At 40.9% G+C, this 24,763-nt stretch carries 21 protein-coding genes; 17 read left to right on the top strand and 4 right to left on the bottom strand.

The genetic code is table 11. The annotated features are described in order from the left end of the window. Nucleotides 1-9 precede the first annotated feature (9 nt). Nucleotides 10-957: a DUF975 family protein gene (locus IGI42_RS06840; protein ID WP_438715081.1), complete on the bottom strand. Its 948-nt coding sequence runs from the start codon at nucleotides 955-957 to the stop codon at nucleotides 10-12. Nucleotides 958-1,129: 172 nt separating this feature from the next. Between IGI42_RS06840 and IGI42_RS06835 the strand changes: the two genes are divergently transcribed. The 16 genes from IGI42_RS06835 (at nucleotide 1,130) to IGI42_RS06760 (ending at nucleotide 20,256) form a co-directional block, all read left to right on the top strand. Beyond that, a complete protein-coding gene (locus IGI42_RS06835) occupies nucleotides 1,130-2,104 on the top strand; it encodes a serine hydrolase (RefSeq protein ID WP_438715080.1) in 975 nt (324 codons plus the stop codon). Between the two features lie 48 nt (nucleotides 2,105-2,152). After that, nucleotides 2,153-3,133 carry a zinc-ribbon domain-containing protein gene (locus IGI42_RS06830; RefSeq protein WP_438715079.1) on the top strand — a complete coding sequence of 327 codons (981 nt, stop codon included), beginning with the start codon at nucleotides 2,153-2,155 and terminating at the stop codon, nucleotides 3,131-3,133. Between the two features lie 222 nt (nucleotides 3,134-3,355). Beyond that, nucleotides 3,356-3,760, top strand: coding sequence for a hypothetical protein (locus IGI42_RS06825; RefSeq protein ID WP_438715078.1), 405 nt, complete (start codon nucleotides 3,356-3,358; stop codon nucleotides 3,758-3,760). Between the two features lie 138 nt (nucleotides 3,761-3,898). Continuing rightward, nucleotides 3,899-4,282, top strand: coding sequence for a cupin domain-containing protein (locus IGI42_RS06820; protein WP_438717021.1), 384 nt, complete (start codon nucleotides 3,899-3,901; stop codon nucleotides 4,280-4,282). A gap of 279 nt (nucleotides 4,283-4,561) precedes the next feature. Next, nucleotides 4,562-4,852 carry a helix-turn-helix domain-containing protein gene (locus IGI42_RS06815; protein WP_438715077.1) on the top strand — a complete coding sequence of 97 codons (291 nt, stop codon included), beginning with the start codon at nucleotides 4,562-4,564 and terminating at the stop codon, nucleotides 4,850-4,852. Beyond that, entirely contained in the window at nucleotides 4,845-5,051 is a 207-nt protein-coding gene (locus tag IGI42_RS06810) for a hypothetical protein (protein ID WP_438715076.1), read from the top strand. Before IGI42_RS06815 ends, IGI42_RS06810 begins: the two co-directional genes overlap by 8 nt. Nucleotides 5,052-5,381: 330 nt before the next feature. Then, nucleotides 5,382-5,885 (top strand): hypothetical protein, encoded by a 504-nt coding sequence (locus tag IGI42_RS06805; protein ID WP_438715075.1) that lies wholly within the window; start codon nucleotides 5,382-5,384, stop codon nucleotides 5,883-5,885. A gap of 9 nt (nucleotides 5,886-5,894) precedes the next feature. Next, nucleotides 5,895-6,788: a hypothetical protein gene (locus IGI42_RS06800; RefSeq protein WP_438715074.1), complete on the top strand. Its 894-nt coding sequence runs from the start codon at nucleotides 5,895-5,897 to the stop codon at nucleotides 6,786-6,788. Between the two features lies 1 nt (nucleotide 6,789). Further along, the gene (locus IGI42_RS06795; protein WP_438715073.1) at nucleotides 6,790-12,216 is read left to right on the top strand and encodes a hypothetical protein; all 5,427 of its coding nucleotides are present in this window, start codon (nucleotides 6,790-6,792) and stop codon (nucleotides 12,214-12,216) included. A 130-nt stretch (nucleotides 12,217-12,346) separates the two neighbouring features. Continuing rightward, entirely contained in the window at nucleotides 12,347-12,799 is a 453-nt protein-coding gene (locus IGI42_RS06790) for a MarR family winged helix-turn-helix transcriptional regulator (protein ID WP_438715072.1), read from the top strand. An 18-nt stretch (nucleotides 12,800-12,817) separates the two neighbouring features. Continuing rightward, entirely contained in the window at nucleotides 12,818-13,528 is a 711-nt protein-coding gene (locus IGI42_RS06785) for a B3/B4 domain-containing protein (protein WP_438715071.1), read from the top strand. A gap of 267 nt (nucleotides 13,529-13,795) precedes the next feature. After that, nucleotides 13,796-14,443 carry a response regulator transcription factor gene (locus IGI42_RS06780; protein WP_438715070.1) on the top strand — a complete coding sequence of 216 codons (648 nt, stop codon included), beginning with the start codon at nucleotides 13,796-13,798 and terminating at the stop codon, nucleotides 14,441-14,443. Further along, nucleotides 14,424-15,797: a sensor histidine kinase gene (locus IGI42_RS06775; protein ID WP_438715068.1), complete on the top strand. Its 1,374-nt coding sequence runs from the start codon at nucleotides 14,424-14,426 to the stop codon at nucleotides 15,795-15,797. The genes IGI42_RS06780 and IGI42_RS06775 overlap by 20 nt, the downstream gene beginning before the upstream one ends. A 457-nt stretch (nucleotides 15,798-16,254) precedes the next feature. Continuing rightward, nucleotides 16,255-18,630, top strand: coding sequence for a glycoside hydrolase (locus tag IGI42_RS06770; RefSeq protein ID WP_438715067.1), 2,376 nt, complete (start codon nucleotides 16,255-16,257; stop codon nucleotides 18,628-18,630). A 21-nt stretch (nucleotides 18,631-18,651) separates the two neighbouring features. Further along, a complete protein-coding gene (locus IGI42_RS06765) occupies nucleotides 18,652-19,461 on the top strand; it encodes a metallophosphoesterase (protein ID WP_438715066.1) in 810 nt (269 codons plus the stop codon). Nucleotides 19,462-19,692: 231 nt separating this feature from the next. After that, a complete protein-coding gene (locus tag IGI42_RS06760) occupies nucleotides 19,693-20,256 on the top strand; it encodes a sugar O-acetyltransferase (RefSeq protein WP_438717020.1) in 564 nt (187 codons plus the stop codon). A 183-nt stretch (nucleotides 20,257-20,439) separates the two neighbouring features. On the opposite strand, the gene IGI42_RS06755 is transcribed toward IGI42_RS06760, so the two are convergent. Together IGI42_RS06755 and IGI42_RS06750 are read right to left on the bottom strand one after the other, a co-directional pair. After that, on the bottom strand, nucleotides 20,440-21,624 hold the full coding sequence (locus tag IGI42_RS06755) for an IS110 family transposase (protein WP_438714819.1): 1,185 nt from the start codon (nucleotides 21,622-21,624) through the stop codon (nucleotides 20,440-20,442). A gap of 372 nt (nucleotides 21,625-21,996) precedes the next feature. Beyond that, entirely contained in the window at nucleotides 21,997-23,517 is a 1,521-nt protein-coding gene (locus tag IGI42_RS06750) for a helix-turn-helix domain-containing protein (RefSeq protein ID WP_438715065.1), read from the bottom strand. A gap of 147 nt (nucleotides 23,518-23,664) precedes the next feature. On the opposite strand from IGI42_RS06750, the gene IGI42_RS06745 reads away from it, so the two are divergent. Further along, the gene (locus IGI42_RS06745) at nucleotides 23,665-24,024 is read left to right on the top strand and encodes an ArsC/Spx/MgsR family protein (RefSeq protein WP_438715064.1); all 360 of its coding nucleotides are present in this window, start codon (nucleotides 23,665-23,667) and stop codon (nucleotides 24,022-24,024) included. Between the two features lie 51 nt (nucleotides 24,025-24,075). On the opposite strand, the gene IGI42_RS06740 is transcribed toward IGI42_RS06745, so the two are convergent. Beyond that, nucleotides 24,076-24,645 (bottom strand): histidine phosphatase family protein, encoded by a 570-nt coding sequence (locus IGI42_RS06740; RefSeq protein ID WP_438715063.1) that lies wholly within the window; start codon nucleotides 24,643-24,645, stop codon nucleotides 24,076-24,078. Nucleotides 24,646-24,763 lie beyond the last annotated feature (118 nt).

Here is a 24,763-nt window from a genome sequence, read left to right as displayed (position 1 = left end):
CTCTTTCGTCTATTCTGCGATCATATTTGTTTCTACATAATGATCGTAAAGCATTTCCAAGAATTGAATCTCTGTAACATTTTGATAAGGAAGGACATAGAAATTAGTCACTTGGAAGATGCTTATTAAGTTCCAGAAAAAGAAGGAACAGCGTAGAATCAGAAATTCAACTTTGTAGCCGTACATGATTTCACGACTCAAAGTAATGGCTTCTGATGCAGTTAAGTCGGGATTTTTTTCTAATAAAAAGTTCGTCATCGCATAAGCGGCGCTCTTAATAATACCAGGAATAACAAAAAGCAATGACCATAAAAAAGTATAAATAGCAATTAATACATTGGCTTTTAAAATTCTGTTTTTTTGTGCTCTTACAAAGTAAGAAAAAATCTTCACACCATCCGCTCGTTGCCCTCTCAAGGTATGAATCGCACACCACTGTAAAACAGCACTGAATAAAGCGGAAATTAAGAAGATAACAACAATCGCTAAAATCATCAAAAGGAACCATAAAAAGCGTGAAAATCCTGCATAGGGATTCATGTATCCATAGTTTGAATACCCATAGCCATAGTCATACCCATACCCGTAAAGCAAATTAGTCAGCAAGCTATAGAAACCGCCTGCCATGAACCGCAAGGAAGCAAGTCGTAATAGAAAATTGGCTATGAATTGTGCTACAAGGAATAAGATAATTGTTTTACACCATTCACCGTATCTGCCAGATAATTTTTCTTGCGCCCGTAACTTTATTTCAGCGCGCGTGATGTTCATTCCTTCGGCTTTTTCAAGCTGCAATTCAAATTCATCATCGGTTTTCATTTGGTTGATGCGATTGGCTAACCGCACATCCAATGGCTCATCACTCGCTGGTGTTCCGTTTGTTAAGTTAAATCCACATTTAGGACAAAACTTTGCATCTGTGTTTAACTCCGTGCCGCAATTTGGACAATATTTCATTTTCTCCACCCTAACTAGTTTATTTACTCCTGTTTACTCACCTAAGCTCCGTTTCCCTTCCGTTTCTAACAATAACAAAAAAGGTTGGAAAAATAAATAGGTGTTAATTTGTATAAGCTAAGTATTATTGATATAATCACATTAGTCAATAAATTTTAAAAGGAAAAACAAATTGAGAAAATCTAATCGAAAAAAACAGCAGAAAATCAGACAGCGATGGGCACTAATATTTGGTATCTTATTTTTGGTGACTTGCTTTATCACTTTTTCTACCATGAAGCTGATGAAGGGGAGACAGGTACAAAGAGCTGTCACGGCTCAATCAGTCAAAAAAGAAGTAGTTGATGAAACTAGCCAAACGAGTCAAGAGACGAGTGAAACGTCTTCCGTTCAAAGTGAATCAGTCGAGAGTACAGTCGAGAGTACAGTAAGTACGGAATCTTCTAGTGCAACACCAGAACCAAAAGCCGAAATTTTAGATGATTCAGGGTTGCTTGCTAATGCAGCTCAGGTCAGTTATGGGGTTTATTATTTTAGTGATGATGCCTATATTTCTAACCAAAATTCGATTTCGACGCCATCTGCTAGTGTCATAAAGGTTTTCATTATGTCTTATATACTTGAAAACAATCTGGATATGCAAACAATGGTTAATGGTGAGCCGCTAGGTGAATTGACCAGACGGATGATCCAAAATAGTGATAACAGTGCAACCAATGCCATTATCGATCAAGTTGGAATGGACCAGTTGAACAGTTATTTCCAAAGTTCTGGGTATATGGACACGCAACTCCAACGAAAAATGCTGGATGAGCAAGCCATAAGTATGGGAAAAGAAAACTACACATCCTTAAATGATACCATGGCGTTTTTAAAGAAGGTCTATCAGAACAAGGAAACGTATCCGTATGCATCAATGCTTGAATTGATGCAAGGGCAACAAATTAGAACGAAGATTCCAAGTAAATTACCAGCAGATATATCAGTAGCGAATAAAACAGGGGAACTTTCAGGGGTAGAAAATGACATCGGGCTAGTTTTAGCCGGAGATGAACCATTTGCTATTGTCGTTCTTTCCAATGGTGTAATCAGCAGTGAGGGTATGCGTAATGCGATTGGAGATTTTACATTAATTGCTTTGAGATAATCTGATCTGGGTATAAGGATGAACTAGTGAGAAAAGGGAGTGGTATAAATGAAATATTGTCCAAACTGTGGAGCAGAGAATCAAAAAAATGCAGGATTTTGCGAGCAATGTGGATACAAATTTACTTCACTTACAGAAGAAAGCACTGCAACAAATCATAGTCAAACAGATATACCAGAGGTGGCAACACCTGTTAGGCAAGCAACTCGAGCGAAGCAAACCAGCAAAGTTCCTTGGATCATTGGAATCGTGGTGCTCTTGGGAGTCTTAGTTGGCGGCGGAATCTTTTTTGCTTCTTACGGGAATAATAACAGCACGGCGCCTGCATCCTCGCGGTCAACAACGCTATCATCGCGGGACTCTTCTACTGAGGAAACAACAGAGACGTCTGAGGTAGATGAAGAAGAGCTTTCTCAATACGATCAAGTAATAAAAGAGGCCAAAGAACTGACTATTAATGGTGACTACCGTGGTTCTTCATTAAAGCTGGCTTCAATCCCAGTTAGTGATCTTTCTAAAGACGAATTTAGCGTGATTCGAGAAGCCGTACAAGATTTAACTCAAGAAAATAATGTCGGCATCCAAGATGAGAAGAAAAAAGAAATGAATAGTCAAGGGAATGGAAATGTAGCTACGCCAAGTGTTTCAAATGGTGGTTTTGCTGGTGATCTTGCTAAGTGGGCGAACACTTATACCTTCTATTATTCTCAAGGCGGCCAAAAACAAAGCTCATTAACTATTGCTGCCAATGGTGGAGTGACTCAGAATAATTACGATGGCACGCAGTATTTCGGGAAAGCAACGATTGCTGGCGCAAGTGGCAGCATCTTAAGTTATGAAACCAATGCGTTGTATCCAAATACAATGCCTAATACAAAATCTATTCGCCCAGACGTACAAATCAATGTTCAGTGGGATGTTGGCGGAACACAGACGTTCTATGGATACCTTTCCTATTCTTCTCGCTTAGCGTTGACAGATGGAATTGCTAAAGGTTCCGGTGTAAATGAGGTTTGGATTTCTTATTAAGCATAATAGAAATAAGACAAGTCTTTCCAAAAAGATTTGTCTTATTTTTTTGCCATAAACTGCAATAAATGGCTCAGGGAGCTACTATAAGTTGACAGCTAATTAAAATGCACGTATAATTCAATTAATATTTTAATTGTGAATATTTTCACTAATGATTTGTTTGTGCTGAATAAGTGGTTTTTCACTTTTAAAAATAGGGCAAAATTAGGAGTGGTAGTAATGGAGAAACTAGTACTTGCAACAGAAGAAATTTTTTTAGTCCCTACTGATGCGAAACAATGTATGGATACGCAATGCCTAAAGCTGGTGGAATATTTGAGGCGAAGGAATTTTGAAACAGGGTTGGTTTTGTTAAGTGAGGAAACAGTACCTGACGAAACGGTTCAAGAAACCTTGAATTTCTACATACCAGCCCAAGAAGTTTTTCGAAACCGTTCATTTAACCAAAGCACCAAATATTTTATCGATAATTCAGCAGAACGACTAGAAAAAGCAGCAGACCAAGGCTTTATACCGGTTTTAATTACTGAAAGACAAGCAACACCGAGTTTTACCTGCCAGGCTTTTCCTTCGATCTCAGACTTTCATCTGTCATTAATTCGAGCAAATTTTGAAACTGAGTAAACGATCGGCCAAAAAAGTTAGATGAAGCAGAATATCTGCTAAATCTAACTTTTTTTGTTTGACTTAACGTTCAGGTTAACTGCTATAGTGAAAGAACTGAAGCGAAAAAATAGAAAAGAGGAATGCTAAATGAAGGAAATGATGAATAAATCACCTGAACTGTTTATCTCACTGGCTGAAGTGAGTGAGCTGGCTGCTCAGTTTTTCGATGGCAAAAGTTATTTGCATGAGCTAGTGAATGATCCAAGGATTGATATAGGGATCGCAAATGTTGTCCATGATGCCGGGAGTCGAACCCATTGGCATGTACATAAACAGGGGTACCAGGTCTTGTTAGTCAAAAAAGGCAGCGGATTGTATCAAGAAGAAGGCAAAGCCATTCAGACACTCAAAACAGGGGATACCGTCGTGACTCATCAAGGTATTAAACACTGGCATGGAGCTCAAAGAAATAGCTGGTGTGAGTATGTAGCGATCACTAAGGGGACTGTCGAATGGTTAGAATCATCAGCTGAAGCATAAACGGGGTCTTTTTTAGTTTTGGAAAAACGGTTGCTAGATTTGCTAGGTAGAATATTCTAATTTTGGCAAGGATACGCAATTGTCATTGGGTAGTGGAAGGATCATGGAAGATCGGCGGGCTCATGTCTATGCAGATAGATAATAAAGGGAAAAGCCCAGCATATCAAGGTTGCAACGGAGCGTTGAGTAGAAAAAAGTAACTTCAACAGATTTGTGAGCGGGGAAAGCTTTCTTTGTTTTTCTAAGATCGGTTATAATTAAAGCGAAGGAGGGATAGCGATGTTGAGAATTGGTTCACAGCTAAAGTATTTTCGAGAAAAGAATAAATTGACCCAAAAGCAAGTGGCAAACATTCTGCATGTCACGCCTCAAACCATTTCAAAATGGGAATTGGATAAAAGCTATCCTGCCATTGATCAATTAGTCGAGTTGAGCAAACTTTATAAAGCCAGTGTAGATAAATTAATCGGACGAGCAAAACCTAGTATTCTTGATTATTTCGCAGATGCCCAGAACTTCAGAAATTACTATGGTATTCCTAATGTGAAGGAGGATGAACAGAGTGATTGATAAAGTGAATAAAGCTATTTTGATTCTTTACAATGTTTGTGGAGTTTCATTAGTAGTTCTTGCCGCAGCAGGGATGACTCCGCCGGTTGGCTGGCTACCTCGCCCACTAATAATACTCGGAATAATTCCATTTATCCTGCTCCTGATAGCGCATTTAACCCGTTACATGATGAAGCGAAATAGTAAAACAGCAAAATAGAAAAAAAGAAACTTCTGATCAGGTGTTGCAGTGTGATCAAAAGTTTCTTTTTTAGGTTAAACGATTGTTTCTATTATAAAAAAAAATAGGATGTTTTAAAAGGTAATTACTATTATGATAATTCTGAATGAGCCAATATAATTCGTGAAATATGGTAAAATAGAATTAAAGATTACATAAAATAGCAAAGTATTTAGCGAATATCGCTGGATAATTGTTCGATATGCGAAAAAATAATTTTGATTAAAAGAATTTATTAGCAAATAAGGGTAATTATTTTTGCGTAGTGGCCATTTTATTGTTAAGAATTGAAAGAAGGAGTGGTATCACATGATAGATCGATTAAAAGAGCATCGTTACAAAATTGCTGTGGTAGTTAGTTTGTCTATTTTGGCTTTTTCTTTCTTGGTTGTATTAACTTATTCTAAATTCCATGCGACATTTGCGACCGATGATTCAGCTCGGGTGGCCTTTTTTCTGGGCGATCGGTTTAAAACAGTAAATTTATTAGACGAAGAGATTGCACCTGGTGAAACGAAAGAAATACCGATTGAAGTTTCTAATTGGAAGGGGACGCAAAGGATCGAGACTTCGATGCGCTATATTATTAATTTAGAAGAGATGGGTTCTTTGCCGCTAACGTATACATTGACCAAAAGTAACCAATCCATCGACTTCACAAGTAAGCAAGTGGAAGGGACCATGTCAGTTGGTTCTGCTCAAACAGAAAACTATCTATTAAAAATAAGTTGGCCAGAGGATTTCAAGGATGCAAGCCATGCGAATGAATTAAAGGCTGTCCGTTTAAAACTCCAAGCAGAGCAGATAGATTAGGTGAGACCAATGAAAAAAATAGTGAAAAAAAACAATAGAATGATACAGATCCTAGTGGGGGGTGTCTTCCTTGCAAGTCTCTTTTTGTTTGGGACTCATAATTGGGGAAAATATGTATCCAGACAAGTCAAAGACGAACCAGTTAAAGCAGTTGAAATGTTTTTTACTAGTGATTTGTTAAAAGCGGCGAGTAGTTCAACTGACGAATACGATTATATTGTTTCTGAATGGGAACCAGGAGAGACAATTAAGTTTGAACTAAGAAATTATCCCGACAGTCAGCGGTTTACAAATCGACCTATTCACTACACAGTGAGCACCGATTATTCTGGCACGACCTTTCGCAATGAAGAAGGACCCATCAATTCAACAACTGGTAAAACCGATTCGTTGATTCTCCCAGCGTCAGATACCAAAGAAAACCACAGGGAGACGACGATTGAGATTGAATTAGACAGAAATTTCTTAGACGGTGTCGATAGCAGAATTGTTACCGTCACTGCTCAAGCTTCGAAACCTTATGTGCAGGAAATTACCGCTAAATTCCGAGTCGAAAAAGCAGCGACTGGGTTCAAGGTAGCCGTTAAGGATGCGCAAGATAGTCCGTTTGTTAGAGTGTCCGTTACTGCAGAAGAAAGTAGAAATCTTATGCTGATTTGGGACGATGGACAAGTAGTACCAGACCAAACGAATCCGCTTTTTTATGAAAAAGTGATCAATAATTATTCTGGAGCGAACACCGATCCTTATACGAAAGAGATTTCGCTGGGAACGATCAACGATACTGGAGCAATCGACTTTTATTTAATGAAATACAATGAAGACAGCGAATACGGTACTGGTGCTAACCAAATTAATTATGAACAGGCATTTAAGGTAATAGACGTACAAGGGGGTGGCTAAATTGAAACAAATGAAGAAAAGGATGGTTCTTTTTTTGGTGTGCCTTTTAGTCATCTTACCGGTTGTCAGTGGCGCAACATTGCTTATTGAACCCGTAGCAGCTGCTGAAACTGAGACTGTGGATGCTTCAGCACGTTTAGGGGACAAGTCGTCATTGCCAACAGATCAGCAAGTGGGAGCTACGGGAGCATCCACGGCGCAGCCTAACATAGAAGCGGTAGAAGAGCTTGATGAAGTACCGGCAACAAGTGATCCGGTTGAGTCGTCGGAAGAAGTAGTGGATGATGAGAATCAGATGCAAGAGGAGGCACCGGAGGATTCCTCTTTAGTACAGCAACAAACTCAAACATCTGCTGATTCAGTAAGAAATGCCAGCGAAGCGTTTCATTCTTATGTTCAAGGTGTGGGAGCAACAGAAGTTTACCTTCGAGACGAAAGTGCGGCAGAGGCTGCAACGGTTGATTGGAGAGTATTAAGAAATGAAGGCTATCAGTTACTGATACAGTTGAATAATTATCAACCGACAAGCACTATTTCCAATCGACAAATAAAGGTGGAAATTCCTAGAGGTGTGCTAGTTAGAAAGGATCACCTGAATAATCTTGTAAATACTACGAGTAGTATTTACAGCTACACTGTTGATGGAGTGGACGAGACCGCTACCTACCAGCTTGATACAAATTTTAACCGAACACTTTTTGTCGATCCTGTGAATGGGACTGATCCTTATTCACAAGAGTATATTACTGGAGCAACAGTTAGTTTCGAGATTTCGCCTTTAATAGATACGTTGGGAATCATAATAAATCTTCTACCTAACTACGAAGACGGAACGACGAATAGTCCGAATTTTTGGACAGGCGTTTCAGGAGACAGCTTAACTCGAAACCAGCCGCTAAAAGTGCAATTAGTGGAGGACGAACAACCGGTGAAAACGTTACTAATGGATGATTTTATCATCCCTAGTACCGCAGAATTAGTAACGATCACCCGCGGACCGGATGCAAGTACAACGACTCCTGGCCCCCAGACGTTAGATGAAGAGTTACAGTTAATCATGCAGACGCGGGTCCGAAATAATACTGAAAATGCTAGTAACAATGCTTACTACATGAGTAATAGTTCCTATCAGGCATATTTACCTTATAAGGAGATAAGTACCGGACAGTACTTATCAGCAACTTTGATACCCGAAAAGATGGATGCTTGGATTGCGAGGATTACCTCGAGTACGTCGAATGGTGGGGTACCTGTCTTAAAATATTCTGCTGAAACATTGGCAGATGGAAGAGTCGTTGTGACGTACTCTTTTGTGGATGATACGCAAGAGTATTTAGTGAGCGCCTTGAATTTAGAGATGCATTACCGGTTGCCGAGCCAACCGAATGCTGCAGGTCAGGCCTTTGCTGTAGGGGAACAGATTCTGTATACTCGCCCTAATTTAGGTTGGACAATGCGGAACTATACCTATGATGAAGACGGAAATCGTTCGATGGAAGACAATAAAGTTGTACCGCTTTCTGATTCTACTCAGGGTATTACCATCACTTCAGGCGATGCATTTAAATTTGAATTTCACAGCCGAGCCAACCCATATTCCACAATTTCGACTGCTGGAACAGACGTATCTGCTTTATTAGGCTATGCATTGTTGCGAAATGAGACCCCAGCTGAGGGGAAAGCGCAAGTTACTTATCAATTTGATACGACGAATGCATGGGAATATGGTGTTACGACCGTGCAATATTGGACGGTCAATTCAACTTATGGCGGAAGTCTGGCTGCTTCACGCAACTATACGTATGGGTTCAATTTTGTCCTGCAAAAAAAGGGTGATCCTGCCGGCAATGGTTTAGTTCGTGGTACGTATGATTTAACACCGAGTCAAGCCTATCAGGGCATTCAAATTAGTCGAACAGACGGCAGCAAACGGAACCTGCTAGGTTATGGTACGAATGAGCGATACTATTACTATGTGAATCGAGAAATGTTAGCAAATGGGACGTTCACTAGTGAGGTCCCCGCCGATTTTGATATCAAGGATTACTATATCAAAGAACTGTCTTACGAATTGGAGGTTAGTTCGTCTTATATCAGCGGCGATAAAGACCGACCCAGAGAATCGGGTGGACAATTTTATGGGCATACCTTCGTGAATGCTGGAACTTCTGGCAAAGCAAGGTTTGAGATAACACCGGCTGCTGGATATAATGGCAATACTTTAAGCGGTGAAGTTAGGACAACTCTAATTGATCGAACTTCAAACGGTTCAGATGTGGGATTGTTTTTGGATGATTCAACTAAAAAAATGACCATTACTGATGAAAATAATAAGCTGCTTAAAGAATCAACAGACAGTGTAGATGTGGGAAAAGAAGTAACCGTATCTGCTAGTGCACTCTCCTGCTTTTATCCGTATGCGGCAACTAGCTATGCGCCTAACCCGGTTTTCTTAATTCGAACGCCCATTGACTTGGATTTAAATCGGGGGTCTATCCAGTTGGAACAAGAGGGGCAACAGCTTGACTTTACCATTGATGATCCGGTGAGGTTAGCAGATGGGAGTAATCTCTATTATGTAAAACCGACTAATAGTAAAGGGATGGGCTATTTCACTGAAGCGCGTGAATTAGTGGGTGGCCCGATAAATATAAGCTATAAAATGAAAGTGAACATTAGTGCCAGATCAGAAGCGATTGCCTATCGAGAATTGTTATTTGTCGCAGATCAAAAGTACGCTTCCTATTTAGGCGGAAGCTATGGGAATTATTTTGTAGACGACGCGTGGGGGATTGGTTCAAGCTTAAGTGCGGATAAGACTAGATTTTATTCAACAGGTGGTGTTACTAAACTGGCATCAACTAGGCTAGGAAGCGTCTTTAACACCAATCCTCCCAAACTAGATTTTCACTACGATTCACAAGAGGGGACTAGACTCTCAAGCAATGTTCAAGATCCAGAAAACCCAACTTCTGGTGGTATATTGGATAAGGAGTCAACTGTTTTTTCAGCTAGTTTTGATTTTAAAAATATTAGCCAAGCGGGTTACGTTGACAACAGTGGGCGGTTTATCTTTTATCTGCCGATTGCTAAAAAGGGCGTAACCGCAGAATGGGCAGATCCCGACCAGCTCCAAGAGTTTTCATTAACATTAAAAGAAAAATTGACTATTACTTCTTCACAAGAAGTGAATTATCAAGTCGGATATTCAATGGATACCGATAAGAAATTTAATAATAATCAATCAAACTTTGACGGTGATAATACCTACGCTAGTTACGAGGATTACAGAAGCGTCGAAAATAATTTGGATAAAGTCACTATGATTAAAGTTATTGCCCAGCCAAATGAAGCAACAGGTATCAGGATTCCCTTTGGTGAAGAGATGACGGCGACTATGTCTTTAGGGTACAGCCCAAGTAACGAGCAAGCCTTTTATGATCTTACTGGCGAGAAAACATCATGGAAAGCGTATGTCTCACAGACTTATACGATGGGGGGAGCAAGAAATGAGTTTCCTGGCACTTCTGTAGAAAAAACCATGCGTATTCGTTACCGTCCTGAAAGACGGACGATTAATTTGTGGGCGTACAATGAATCGGACTATCCGGATGGGGGAAATAAGACGGATACAGTAACTTTACCCAACTTTGTTAATCGGTTTAATGTGCAGTTGAATGCCTTAACTGATGCGAATTTTACCAATGTGAATTTAGCATCAATTACTGATATTAAGAGTAATGCAGAGAGTTCGACGAGTTACGGAAATACCACGTTTGGCTTTTTGAATGGACTCAATGTAGCAGATATTGAAAATGAAGCTGATCCAGCCTTGAAGGATCTCATTCTCGCTATGAATAGTGGGAATTTGGCACTAGGGGAAACGGCGGCGACAAATAGTTTGAGCTATCGAATTTACAATGCAAATAACATTAATGATACATTAGAGTCAAGGCAAGTCAGACTAGTTTACACCTCCAAAGATAGTGATGATATTGAATTTGAAGTGGTGTTGAACATTAATCGACGCATAACTTTGATTAAAGCTAAGACAGCCTTAATGGCCGGCAAGGTTTATCGGGAATTTACTCATACAGCCGATAATCCGAACACGACGTTGGAAAATGGGGCATTTACTCTTCAATATGCGTTTGATGAGCATGCTTCAGAACGATGGCCTGACAATCCAGCCGAGGATGACATTTATTTAAAATTTACTCCGGTAACTGCTACAGATCAATTAAAAAGTTCACTGCCAGCTGGGGACACTATTTTGATGAAGATTCAGTCCACCGAGACCAACGTACCTCCAGAATACTATTATTATAAAAATGAGTCTGCTAGTGAACAAACGAAGATTCCTTTAACTCAGTTTAAAAAAATGGGAACCAATGCTTCTGACAATGAATTCTTAACACTGGCGATGATTGAAGCGCATAGCAAAAAAGCTGAGTATTTGTCCTATCTATTCATTTTTAATTTTGCCAATAAAGATACGGCGATTGCTGCGACTGACTCAATTGGTTTAGTTTTCGACTTTGGCGAGGATTGGGAAACGAATTATCAACCCTTCAAGATTGAGAACAAACGCAGGATTGAAAATCGTTCACCAGCATTAGATGCGGGTACTTACGAAGAACATGAGCCGATTCAATTAAAGGGAACGCTAGGACTCAGTGATGTTGCAACAGCGGTGGATAGCTACAATGAAAACAAATCGTTAGCATTGAGTCTGGCACTGTATGAAAAAGGAACCGACAATCAAATCGACTGGCCGCAAGGCGTATTGCTGCGAGATATGCGGGATGCTAGTAACCCGCAACGTTTGATTCGACCAAAAAATGTCGAGGGTGAACTGCAATTTGTCTATGAAGTAGGAGCGATCTCAAGTCTCACCGAGATGCCTTACCAGTTGGCCATCTATACTGAGGCTCAGTCGATAGCGGCAACTAAAGAATACGAGGTTCAAGTTACTGCATTAAGAGACCACTCGGGCACACATCCGTTAATGGGGGAAGTGCTGGCACAAGACAAGCTAGCTTTTCAAGTTGTCCCTGCTAAGCAAAATGGTTTGAGAGTACAGTCTCTTGCAAAGGATCGTTTAGTATATAACAGAAGCAGTGATCAACAAGCGGCGATTACTTTCAGTGCAGAAAATATTGAAAAAATTGTTCCGGTTCTTCAGGTAAAAGTAGGGCAAGGATATATCAATATGGCTAACTGGTCGGATGTCGTTGTAAATGATTTAAGCAATTTAACAATTGATCCAGCGATCACTAATCCCTTTAATCTCCAATTCAGAGACCAGCTGGACGAAAGCCTCAACGGCGAATATCGAATCGTTTTTAATGCTTATGAGCAAGACAGTGACGTGGAGCCACTTTATGAACTAGCGTGGACCTTCCTCATTTGGGACCCGCCAAGCTAGAATGGACGCTAGGTGATTTAGAAAAGGAATAATTTATCCTTCACGAAAAGGGTAAATTATTCCTTTTTGTTGCATTTGCAACAAAAATGCGATAAAGTAACTAACAACGACTGATTAAGAGGGTGAAGAAATGGCGGATGTGTTGAGAGAGATTGGCATGATTGCACGAGCTTTAGATTCTATCAGTAATAGTGAGTTTAAAGAGATGGACTTGAATCGGGGGCAGTATTTGTATTTGGTACGAATTTGTGAGAATCCTGGGATTATCCAAGAGCAGCTGGCGGAGCTGATCAAGGTAGATCGTACAACGATTTCTCGAGCGATTAAGCGCTTGGAAGAAAAGGGCTTCATTGATCGCTTGGCAGATGACACAAACAAGAAAATCAAGCACCTTTACGCAACGGAGAAAGGCCAAGAGGTTTATCCTCACATCATTAGGGAAAATGAGTATTCGAATCAGACAGCATTAGCAGGACTAACGGTGGCAGAAATTCAGCAGCTGGAAAATTATTTGAATAAGGTACGAGAAAATGTCAGTGCTGATTGGGAATTTGTAAAAAAAGGCAATAAACGGGTGTACTAGCTAAGGAGGATGAATGGAATGAGTAAAGTAGTCATTGATGCAGCATTTTGGGCGTTGTTTCCCAAAGGACAAATAAATGTGTTAGTTGTTAATGGTGTCGATAATCACTATCAAACGGGACAAGAGGATGCATTGAAGGAGTTGTTAAGCCAAGCAGCAGAAGAGGCGCAACAATTTGTACAAAAGGACCCAATCAGTGAAAATGATGTGGTGGTCCAGTGGCGAAAGGCTTTCAGCCAGTTTAAAACGAAGAAGGGGGCACGTTCTTCAATTGAAGCGCTGTTGAAGCGGGCGAAGCAAGGACACGAATTTCAGCCGATCAATCCTTTAGTTGATGTGTATAACAGCATTTCTTTGAAGTACGGGGTTCCTTGCGGAGGAGAGGATCTGGAAAAAGTGCAAGGAGATTTGCATTTAGGACAAGCCAAGGGTGGCGAGTCATTCTTTCCACTGGGGGCAGAAAAAGATGCACCGGCACTTGAAGGAGAGATTATTTACTACGATGACGAAGGGGCAGTTTGTCGGTGTCTTAACTGGCGGGAAGCCCAGCGAACGATGCTGACAGAAGATACTCAAAATGCGGTCTTTTTCATTGAAGGAATTAATCAGGAGCAGGCTGCTTTCGGGAATGAAGCAGCTGCTGAATTGAAAAAATTACTTGAAAACTATTTTGGCGTGACTGTTGAAATGACGCAACTAACCAAAGAAAATTCGACGTTTCAAATTTAGGCTGTCGTTTGAGGCAGCTTGGTTGTCATCTATGAAAAAAGCGTAAATTTTCCACCATTGGAATGCTTACAATACCAATGTTAACGATGGCTGGCTTTTCAAACTTGCTTAATGCTCTAGAGCTGAGTGAGGGTTGCAAAGCCTTTTTTATTGCGTAAGAAAAAGCCTTAGAAATCGTTAAAAAGTGCTAATTTGATAGAAAAAAGCAATTCGTTGCGTATAATAGGTGGGGATTTACTGCCAAATGGGCGGAAAGGATTTTTAGATATGAAGCTATTATTATGCGAAGATGAAGATAAAATGCGGGAATTGCTGAAACGCTTTTTGGAAAATGAAGGCTATCAGGTGGTGGAGGCCCGTGATGGGGAAGAGGCGCTGGAGAAATTTTATGAAGAGAAGTTTGATTTGGCGATTTTAGACTGGATGATGCCAAAAGTGAACGGACTGGAAGCGGCTCAGGCGATGAAGCGAGAGCGCAACATTAAAATTTTAATGCTGACGGCGAAAAATATGCCAGAAGATGAAGTGGAGGCTTTGGTAGCTGGAGTCGATGATTATCTGGCTAAACCGTTTCATGCAAAGGTATTGCTGGTGCGGGTGGCAAAATTATTAGGTGTGATTAAGCAGGATATCAAGCAACCCCTAGTGTTCGTGCCTAATGAAAAACGGGTGCTATTGCATGACCAAGAATTGGCATTGACCAAACGAGAATATGATATGCTGTACTATCTGTACCAAAATCAAGGGCAGGCGTTGACGCGAGAACAAATTTTACTATCGGTTTGGGGTTTGGATCACGAAAATGATGAAAGGACCGTAGATAGTTTTATCCGCATCTTACGGGATAAGCTGGGAAAAGAATTTATCCAGACGGTTTACGGCACGGGGTATCGTTTTGAATTACCAAAAAAGTAGTTTAACCCGCAGCTTTATTCAACGAGTGGGGATCATTTTTGTTGTGATTGTTGTGTTTTTTACCCTTTTTTATCGCTGGGGCTTTCCTACCTACTACTATTGGAAAATGGAGCAGCCGGTCAAAGAGGCACATCAGTTAATTCAAAAAGGACAAAAAGAGCAGCTGGCTGAAGATATCGTGGTGGTGTCCTTGGATCGCGACGGTTTTAATTCGGAGGATGAATTGAATGCGGACTTGACTTTCCAGTTGAGCCAAGCGGGGGTTTCGTTGAATCGTTTTTGGGTGGATGCTACCACGCTCGACGCGGCGGAGTCGGGTCGCTCGGTGCAACGATTGTACAATCAGTCCAAGCAACGAAATGATTTCTATGCGATTTTCTTTGTGGAAGGTCAGCAGCTTTATTTGATTGGTACCAGTATTCCAGACTTTCAGGCGGCGATTCGGACCTTGATGCCGATTTTAGTGGCGACGACGATTTTATTTTTAATCTTGTTGTTTGGCTTGATTATTTTGCTGGTACGCAACCAGATTATTAAACCGATTGGGCGTTTGGAGCAGGCGACGCGGAATATTTCTAATCTAAACTTTGCTGGTTCGGATATTCAAGAGGATAATGAATTGGGCAGTTTAAGCCAGTCGATTAATTATATGAAACGCTCGCTGCAGCAGCATGAAATCGAGATGCTGGAACGTAACGATCAATTAAAGGCTTTTTCTTCTAATTTGGCCCACGAACTGAAAACGCCACTTTCGGTGATGCAGCTATTAGTGGATGGTGAGCAGATGGGCTTAGAGAATCCGACCTTTTTGCAAGACATTGATCAGCAACTAGCTGATATGAATGAACTGGTCACGCATATTTTGGTCTATAGCCAGCAAATGAAAGAGGATGTTCAGCTGGAGCCAGTGGAAATTCAAGGGTTGGTGGAAAAGGAATTGAAACAGCAGCAGCTGATTGATCCGAGATTTCAAGTCACCCTTGAGATCGAGCCTTGCCAGCTGGAAACGAATCAGCAGCTGATGGGAATGATTTTGCTGAATCTGCTGACTAATGGAATGAAATACAGCTTGGACCAGCAGATGACTGTAACAGGAGAAAAGCATGGCGACTTCTACCAACTAGCCTTCCAAAATAAAGCTACGGAGATGTCTTATCAACAATTCTCTCAATTGACCGAGCCTTTTGTAGTGGGAGAGGCTTCCCGCAACAATCATTTATCTGGGACCGGCTTGGGATTGTCGATTGTGCAGCAGTCCTTAAGAACGTTAGGTGGCGAATTAAGCCTTCGTCAGGAAAATGGCTATTTTATCGCAGGTGTGACCTTGCCTGTTAAGGGGAAAGCAGCTTCTTAATTGAGGCTGCTTTTTTGTCACTCCTACTTTTCGCAGTTTATGAAGATAGAAGACATTCCACCAATTATTCCAACTACAAAATAATACGAAACGTCTAGTAGGATGATATGCGTACGAAAATAAGACTCATTTTTCCTGGTCTTGGAAAAATGAATCCCCTAATGGGAGGTAGCTGCCAGTCTTGCTTTTCGCAGTTTATGAAGATAGAAGACATTCCACCAATTATTCCAACTACAAAATAATACGAAACGTCTAGTAGGATGATATGCGTACGACGATCAGACTGATTTTTCCTGGTCTTGGAAAAATCAATTCCTCAAAAGAGTTCGCTGTGTGCAAATGAAAACTTGATACTTCTTTTGAATTTTGCACAAGTTTTGCATAATTGTTTTGTATTCTTCTGTTTGTAGATGAAATGTGTTGTGAATCAGCAACAACGAAACAGGAGGAATAATACATGAACAATAAAACGAAAAAGAAACTAATCATCGGCAGTTTAGCTGCCGCCTTGCTTTTTTCGGGGGGAACTTTAGCAGCTTTGGCTGCGCATCAAAAAAAGCATGGACAGGCGGATTCGACTCCGGTGGCCTTAAAATTTGACGCAAAAAAAGTAGTAAAAGAAGACGAGAAATACAGTATCAAGGATTTTGATTTTGAGATTGATCCTGAGACCTTCCAAATTACCTTGCGTTCAAAAGGACATGAGTTCACTTTTTCCGGTAATCAAGGCGCCGCTGTAGCAAACGTTAAAAAATCAAAGGATGCCATTTCCTGGGCCTACCCAGATAAAGGCATTCAAGTGAAGGTAGAAAAACAAGACGATCATTTACAAGTTGAAATGACCCCGCAATCAGATGAGGTAGAAGAAATTGATTTTCCGAAGATTCAAGGGGACACCTATTATTTACCGATTGGTGAAGGGAAAAGCATTCCAGCCGATAATGCTAGCTGGCAAAGCTATTTCCAAGAAAATGACGCATTGGATTTAAATGAAAGTTTCTCTATGTCTTTTCTATCAGCGGTGCAGGATAATACTGCGGCAACTGTTGTGATGGAAGACAACTTTAACAAAGAGTTGGAAGAAGATACGACAACACCGACGCTTGATTTTCAATTGAAGACTTCGCTGAATCGCTTCAACCGGAAAGATGCGCAAAAGTACGATATTTACTTGTCCGACAATGATCCAGTGGCAGTAGCGAAGCTTTATCAAAAGAACCGGATTGAGAACAAGCAATTTACTTCATTGGCAGATAAGGCAAAAACCACGCCAGAAGTAAACAAGCTGATCGGCGCACCCCACATCTATTTCTGGCAAAGTCGGATTTTAACGACGGATGATGTGAAGTGGCAAAAGTTGCAAAAAGAGGATCATCAGAAATTATATCAGCATGTGGGTGATTTGCTGGAGCGCTATTCAGAAGATGGTCGTACCGAGTTTGATAATGCGATTGCCGCATTGAACAACGGAGAAGCTTACAAATATGAAAAGAATACCGTCCTAACGGGGCTGAACACCGTTTTGGCTTATCCTGATTTTTACGATACAGAAGTCCTTCCGGCGTTGAATCAAAAGGATCAGGAATACTTGGAAAAAACTAAGGATGACATGCCGACGGAAAAACGCTTTGCCATTAACAAGCAGTTGTTGAAGGGTGAATTGAAAGACAGTACCGTGGCGTTGGATCAGTGGGGACAAAGTACTAGTTCTGAGGTGATGAATGATATGAAAGCTAGCGGGATCAACCATGCGTGGATCGGTCTAGCAAATTGGAATCAAGGCTTAATTAATCCACAATTTGTTCAAACTGCCAAAAAAGATGGCTATTTGATCGGGCCTTATGATTCGTATCAATCGATTCACGAAACGCCATCAATTGATTGGAACACAGCCGGTTTTAAGAACAATGAAGATGTTTATAACAACAAAACCATCATGAAGCCATCTGGAGAGTATGTTTCTGGCTTCTTAGGCAAAGGTCGCAAGGTGAACCAAACCTTGATCGATGATGAATGGCAGTATCGTATGAAATCAACGACTTCTAAGGAAGTTCCTTTTAATACGTGGTTCTTAGATACTGATGCGGCGGGGGAAATTTATAATGACTTCAGTCCCGAGCACCTAACTTCAATGACGGAAGATGTTCAAGCACGCCTGAAACGCGCAGCTGGAATGGCGGAAAAAGGTCTAGTGATCGGGACTGAAACGGGAAATGATTACTTTAATCAAGGGATGGTATTTGCTCATGGCTTGGAAACCCCAGTGATTGCTTGGAGTGATCCCGATATGCGGGAAAACAAAGAAAGTCCGTATTATGTCGGTGGCTATGCAGCATTAGGTGACGACATTCCTGAGCGTTATTCAAAACAGGTACCAATTAAGGACGAATACAAAGCTACTACGATTGATCCAGTTTACAGCCTACCCTTGTACAAATTGGTCTACAACGAATCCGTGATTACTACTCATCACTGGGAATGGGACAGTTACAAAATTCAAGACGAAGTGCAAAATCGCCGCTTGAAGGAATATTTGTACAATGTGCCGCCATTGGTGCATTTGGATGCAGCGACTTGGAACGAGCGTAAACAGGACCTAGTAACCAACGGCAAAAACTGGGAAACTTTCCAAAAAGCAGCGATTAACCAAGAAATGACCGACTTCAATTATTTAACCGAAGATAAATTGGTGCAAGAAACCAATTACGGCAAGGACTTGTCGGTCATAGCCAATTTTTCTGATCAGGCGCAAACTGTAAATGGTGAAACATTGCAACCTCATACCGCTTTAATTACCAATCACGGCAAGCAAACGGTGATTGAAAATCAATAAATCAAAGAAAGCAGGGAAGACATGCTGAAAAAAATTTTATTAGGGATTGTGTTGCTCCTGCTGTTTGTGCCGGTTTATGCCTTTAAGATTGAACCGAATCTGGCGATTGTTCACCGCCTGCATCTAGGGGATCAGTCGAAGCCAGAGGAATTAAAAGTGGTTCAGCTTTCCGATATTCAAGTGTCGGAAAGCTATGCTACTAACCGTTTGGACAAGGTAATTCGTAAGGTCAATAAGGAAAATCCTGACATTATCGTTTTTACTGGCGATTTGTTTGACAACTATTCCCAATACAATCACGAGCAGGAAATTATCAACAAACTAAGTGAGATGAAGGCAACAATCGGCAAGTATGCGGTTTGGGGCAATCACGATTATGGCGGCGGGGCTTCACGAGTGTATGAACAGGTGATGAATGCAGCGAACTTCGAAGTGTTGAAAAATGCCGGAGAGACCATCTCGCTGGCAAATGGCAAGCAGGTCTTTATTGGTGGACTGGATGATTCCTTGTTGGGCAACCCCTCCATCGATGAGGCGCTAGCTTATCGTCAAGGCTATGATTATTCGATTATGCTGACCCACGAACCGGATGTGGCAGATGGCTTTATCGGAACCAATACACAATTGATTCTAGCTGGTCACAGTCATGGCGGACAGGTACGCCTGCCTTTTGTGGAAGTCAAAAATGTCTTGGCAGAAAAGTATGTGCGGGGACTGTATGAGCTAAGCGATCATACCCAACTGTACGTCAATACTGGACTGGGAACGACTAAGATCCATGCCCGCATGGGGGTGCCGCCGGAGATTTCGGTGTTTCAATTACATTTTTAGAAGGAAGATCACTGACTCGCAAGTTGAGTCGGTGATTTTTTGATAAGTCAAAAGGGCACTTTTCCATAATGATAAATTTCGTTACAGCAACACTGCTCGTCCTACGGGAATTTTTGCTTTTGTAAAGCTTACCTTAAAAAAATGCTAGCAAACACAAAAGAAAACTATATAATAGAAGCAATTAAAATGAGGAGGGATTAGTTGTTGGATATTCAGGAGTTAAAACAAAAGATGCATTCAGGGGAAGTCTATTTTGAAACAGAGGAATTAATGGCGGAACAGGCGATCTATCGCGATTTGCTGTTCCAGTTCAATCACACACTGCCAAGTAAACAAGCAGAAAAAGCTGAATTGCTGAAGAAGTTGCTCGGTTCTTTTGGGGAGGCTTCTTATATCGAACAGCCGTTGCATGCTAATTGGGGAAAAAATACTTATTTTGGTGCACGTGTGTATGCGAATTCTAGTCTAACTTTAGTGGATGATACAAGAATCGAGATCCAAGATGATGTAATGATGGGGCCGAATGTTACGCTATGTGCAGGCACTCATCCTTTGGACCCAGAGTTAAGACGCAAAAATGCGCAATATAATTTGCCAGTTGTCATTGAGAAAAATGTCTGGATCGGTGCAGGGACAATCGTTTTACCTGGGGTCACAATTGGTGAAAATTCCGTGATCGGCGCAGGCAGCTTAGTTACTAAGGATATTCCTAAAAATGTATTGGCCTTTGGTTCGCCCTGCAAAGTTATGCGCACAATCGAAAGTGGCTGTGACATAAAACGTCACAGCCACTGAAAACCGCATAACTAGTGTAACTGAAGCAGCTCTTTGAGAAATACGCCGAATAATTGTAAAAAATATGGGCAGCTATTATTCGGCGTATTTCTCGGAGCTGAACACTTCTTATACGAAAATAAAACCTGCAAAAAAGCAAAAAAAGGCTCTTCTCCTCTGTTTGAGGCGAACGCTCACTTTGGTTTAGACCACTTGTAACTCGTACAATGTCTTCTTATTCAAATAGTTTTCTCCAAGTTCACGATAATGACACTTCTCTTTAATGACTTTATAAATCAGCCGAATCATTAGGTGCACCACGGCAATAATGGCTTTCTTCTTTCCGCTATTTTTCTGTATCCTCAGGAAAAAGGATTTCATTCGATTTCGTTTTCCTTTCGATATTCCCAGCGCCCCCTGGGATAGTACTCTTTTCAAATAGCGGTTTCCTTTCGGAACTTTTCCACCCTTATTTTTTCCTGCACTTTCATGATTTCCTGGACAGACACCCGCCCAAGAAGCAAGGTGCTTGGAAGAAGGAAAAGTCTCCATATCGATGCCACATTCTGCAATGATGACTGCAGCCGTTGTCTGATCAATGCCTGGAATCTCATCTAATCGATCTGCGATCTCCTGAAAAGGGATCATATACGTATGAATAGTCTCTTCGACACGAGCAATTTGTGCTTCGATATGCTCAATTTGGGTTAGATGCAGTTCCAGCATAAATCGAGAATGAGGCGACATAAATCCATCCATTGCTTCTTTCAACTCGGGTACTTTTCCACGTAAGGTCGTCTTTACAACAGCTAAAATATTCTCTGTCGTTAAGGCGGTCTGGTTAATCAGTAAGCGGAGTAGCCCTCGTCCAGATTCTCCATAGATATCTTTCATTACACTCGCTAGTTTAATTCCCGATTTTTGTAGAACCATATGGCCTCGATTTTTTTCTCGATTCAAGTCCGAAATCAATCGTTTCCGATAACGGGTGACATCTCGCAGTTCTTGAATCGCATCGGGTGGAACGAAACTATGGGGTACAACCCCTAACCGAGTAAGACGGGCAAGCCATTCGGCATCCTTCATATCCGTCTTTTTACCAGGAATTGTTTTAACACGTTGTGGATTTGCCAATCGCAACTCAAAATTATTTTGGAGAATCCGCCACACACAGTGCCAATAAACGCCAGTACTTTCCATACTGACATGAGTGACACCAAAAGAATCTAACCAGTCGGAAAGGAACAGCAGTTCTTTGGTCGTCGTTCCAAACGCTTTTAGATGTTTTTTTGGGCGTTTTTTTCCATCAACGGTTTGGAGAACACAAGCAACGATTTCTTTTGAATGAATATCTAAACCAGCACAACAATCTAAAACAACATCATTCATTCCAATGAACCTCCTTGAAAATAATCACAAAAGAGGGTACTCTATTCATAGAAACGTTCTATTTTTATACACGGGTTGAATGCCAATGATTTGTGCAAACATGAATAGAATGGGTTCAGTTTGTCACACAAGGTCTTGGAGAAAAACCTCAGAGAAGTGTCGACCTCTTTCCTCTCTTGTCATTTTTATTATGACAGGAAGTAGGAATGAGGTCGACACTTTTTTTCATTCAGTTTTGTGGCGCTTGCGCCATGGAGGTATGTCACAACCGCTTCAGCGAGCAGGAATAAAGGTTTACACGAAACTGCATGCGGCGCAAAAAGATTAGCATAATCCCCGCCCTGAAAATCCTTTAAACTAAGAATGGAAGCACTATTCAAACGCATGAACACGGTGTTCAAAAATATAGTTGCCGACTTTGGTAGAAATTTGCCGCCAATCTCTACGATCAATGGAATCACCTAATAAGTAGATGCGTTTGATATGCGGTGACAGATCAGTGACTGGTGCATCCGTGATAACAATGTCGCAGTCCTCTAGATGATTCTTTTGCAGCTTGACTTGTTGCGGCGAGTAAAATTGCTCGATCTGGGCGATAATATCTTCGCTCACATAGTAATCTTTCGTATAATTTACCCCGATAATTATTGGTTTAACGGGTTTGTACCGAACATAGATATGAAATAACGCTTCTACAATCCATGTAATGTTTTCTTGCCCGTCCAGTTTGGGCAGTAAATGTTGGTGATCGGCTCTAAAGTCTAAATAAAACTGCTGAATCTCTTCGCGAATCTGATAAAAATTTTTTTGATCCTTGTACAAACTGTAAGAAGGCATCGGCGTACTAGGTTGCGTTTCACAAAGGTACTCATTGTAAAGTTTGTTACGCAATAAATTTAAAATGTGCATGTTGCGTCGTTCCTCAGGAAGGAAAATCATAAAGTGTTGACAAAATGCTGTCAGCAAGCGCTCGGAAAATTCAAAGGAAGTGAAATTTCCTTTGCGCAAAATATCATACTGGTGCTGTGATTCTTCCCGACTGGAAACCTTAGTGATAGCTAACCGACTCAATACATTAATGATGATCCGTTGCTCTTGACTGAGATCTGCACAGGGCTTCAAAATATCAATGACTGGATCTTGAAATATTTGGGTAGTCTGGTGTTTCTGAATTTCTTCACGAATGCTCTGAATTGACGTGTAAGGATAATTGTTTGTACAAATAAGCAACAGCTTATATAACTTGCACAATAAACCACCATTTAGACTCTGCAGGACATCTTTTTTAACTAATTTATTCAGCAAAGGTTCTTTTTGCTCTGGGTCTGCCTCGAAGGGAAGACGGGTACTAGAGAAAATCGACCAATGGACATCTAAAATACAATATAATATTTGAAATTCTGTACCAATCATTTGCTTCTCCCCATCACTTGAGAAACGAATGCCAATGCCGTATAGTTGTAAGAAAGCATTGATATCCTTCATCCGAGAATAGATATATGACGGACTGAAGCTCGTTGCTTGACTCAATTTCAACACCGAATTTACTTGACGTGTGAAAAGAGCCACACCAATTCGGTAATTTGTTGCTTGTTCGCAATAGTGACCAAACAGCAGATGGAATTGATAGGTGAAGTCTTCGTCGGAGCAATACAAGCGGATCAATCCTTTTTGATTGACCAATTCAAGGCTGCTGTTCACGGCAAGGATGTCTTCCTTAATTTCTCTCAAGTAGCGCAGAAAATTGGTGGTACTGACATCAAATTTGGTGGCCAAGTAATGGCTATTGTAATATTGCTGATTCTTTAGCAAAAATTGAATGATTTCAATTTTTTTAACCGCTTGCTTTGGCAAAAGAAATTTTTGAACCGCTTCTTGAGTTTGCATGCTCATCTAACCTCACTTTTCAATTAATTGTATGAATATATAGTTTAATATAACATATTATCTTGAAAAATAAGGCTGCGACCCCTTGCATGCGACAGCCTCATTTTTTAATATAAGTTTTTTAACATAAAAAGATCTGAAGGAGTGATCAAAATGATTCAAATATTGTCCGATCCAGGTTGCCCCAACTGCCGAAAAGTCAAAAAACTGTTGCAAATGAATAACGTAAACTTTGAGTCCTACAACTTGCAAACGGAAGCAATTAAGCAAGAAACGCTAATGACCATTTTAAAGCTTGTGGATGACATCGATGAGATTCTTACAGTAGGTTCTCCAATCTATAATGAATTGGAGTTGGATTATTCCAAGCTTACACCGGAGGAATTACTGGGCGTTCTAAGAAGCTTTCCCGACTTGATCAATCGCCCGATCTTATTTGACGGACAGCATTTGTGTGTCGGCTATAATCCTGAAAAGCTGGAGGCTTTAGGGGTGAAGGCGGATGTGTTTTAGGCAGAAAAAAAGAAAGTAACCGCCTTTTTTGTGAGAGCGGTTACTTTTTTGTCAACTCGTCGGATCAATAATCTCCACTAAGCGGAAGGTATTATTCGTAAATTCAAATTTCAATATCCAACAGTTTCCTAAGCGACCTTCATGGGTTAAATCACTGGTATGGGACCAAGCACGCATAAATTGACGACAGGATGCTCCGTGGGAGACCATTAGCACATTCTGATGTGTTTCTTTTTGCATCAGCTCTAAGATGGTGTTAGAGATTCTCTGTCTAAAGTCAGCTTCTGATTCGCCACCAAATCCTGCGAAGTAATCCCCGTAAGGAAGCGGCGGATTCAGGTATTCGTGCTCACCCTCCAGCTTGCCAAAATTCCATTCCTTTAACCCTTTGACTCTTTTATAAGGCAGATCAGTGACCAGCTCCAGGGTATCCGCCGCTCGTTCAGAGGTGGAAGCGTAGGCGCTCTCCAGGGTGATGTGATTGTCTCTGAAATAGCGAGCGGCCATTTTCGCCTGTTCTTTTCCCAGCTCGGTCAGAGGCGAGTCGCACCAGCCTTGGATTTTTTTCTGCTGGTTAAACAAGGTTTGGCCGTGGCGCATTAAATACAGTGTTTTTGTCATGAGATCCCTCCATTGATTATCTTCCCTTTAAGTGTACCCTATGGAGTGGACTTAAGGGCAATAATTTTTGATTTTCTCTGATAAGACCGGGCTGTTTGTGGTATATTCTAAGAAATAC

Source organism: Enterococcus sp. AZ109, from assembly GCF_051714625.1.
Classification (GTDB): Bacteria; Bacillota; Bacilli; order Lactobacillales; family Enterococcaceae; genus Enterococcus_A.
Note: the sequence above shows the minus strand (reverse complement) of the source record. Positions and strands in the feature narration are given on the sequence as shown.

Coding starts and splice junctions, on each gene's coding strand:
- IGI42_RS06840 (WP_438715081.1), bottom strand. CDS start 957: ATGAAATATTGTCCAAATTGCGGCACGGAGTTAAACACAGATGCAAAG.
- IGI42_RS06830 (WP_438715079.1), top strand. CDS start 2,153: ATGAAATATTGTCCAAACTGTGGAGCAGAGAATCAAAAAAATGCAGGA.
- IGI42_RS06825 (WP_438715078.1), top strand. CDS start 3,356: ATGGAGAAACTAGTACTTGCAACAGAAGAAATTTTTTTAGTCCCTACT.
- IGI42_RS06820 (WP_438717021.1), top strand. CDS start 3,899: ATGATGAATAAATCACCTGAACTGTTTATCTCACTGGCTGAAGTGAGT.
- IGI42_RS06815 (WP_438715077.1), top strand. CDS start 4,562: ATGTTGAGAATTGGTTCACAGCTAAAGTATTTTCGAGAAAAGAATAAA.
- IGI42_RS06805 (WP_438715075.1), top strand. CDS start 5,382: ATGATAGATCGATTAAAAGAGCATCGTTACAAAATTGCTGTGGTAGTT.
- IGI42_RS06800 (WP_438715074.1), top strand. CDS start 5,895: ATGAAAAAAATAGTGAAAAAAAACAATAGAATGATACAGATCCTAGTG.
- IGI42_RS06790 (WP_438715072.1), top strand. CDS start 12,347: ATGGCGGATGTGTTGAGAGAGATTGGCATGATTGCACGAGCTTTAGAT.
- IGI42_RS06785 (WP_438715071.1), top strand. CDS start 12,818: ATGAGTAAAGTAGTCATTGATGCAGCATTTTGGGCGTTGTTTCCCAAA.
- IGI42_RS06780 (WP_438715070.1), top strand. CDS start 13,796: ATGAAGCTATTATTATGCGAAGATGAAGATAAAATGCGGGAATTGCTG.
- IGI42_RS06770 (WP_438715067.1), top strand. CDS start 16,255: ATGAACAATAAAACGAAAAAGAAACTAATCATCGGCAGTTTAGCTGCC.
- IGI42_RS06765 (WP_438715066.1), top strand. CDS start 18,652: ATGCTGAAAAAAATTTTATTAGGGATTGTGTTGCTCCTGCTGTTTGTG.
- IGI42_RS06760 (WP_438717020.1), top strand. CDS start 19,693: ATGCATTCAGGGGAAGTCTATTTTGAAACAGAGGAATTAATGGCGGAA.
- IGI42_RS06755 (WP_438714819.1), bottom strand. CDS start 21,624: ATGAATGATGTTGTTTTAGATTGTTGTGCTGGTTTAGATATTCATTCA.
- IGI42_RS06750 (WP_438715065.1), bottom strand. CDS start 23,517: ATGAGCATGCAAACTCAAGAAGCGGTTCAAAAATTTCTTTTGCCAAAG.
- IGI42_RS06745 (WP_438715064.1), top strand. CDS start 23,665: ATGATTCAAATATTGTCCGATCCAGGTTGCCCCAACTGCCGAAAAGTC.
- IGI42_RS06740 (WP_438715063.1), bottom strand. CDS start 24,645: ATGACAAAAACACTGTATTTAATGCGCCACGGCCAAACCTTGTTTAAC.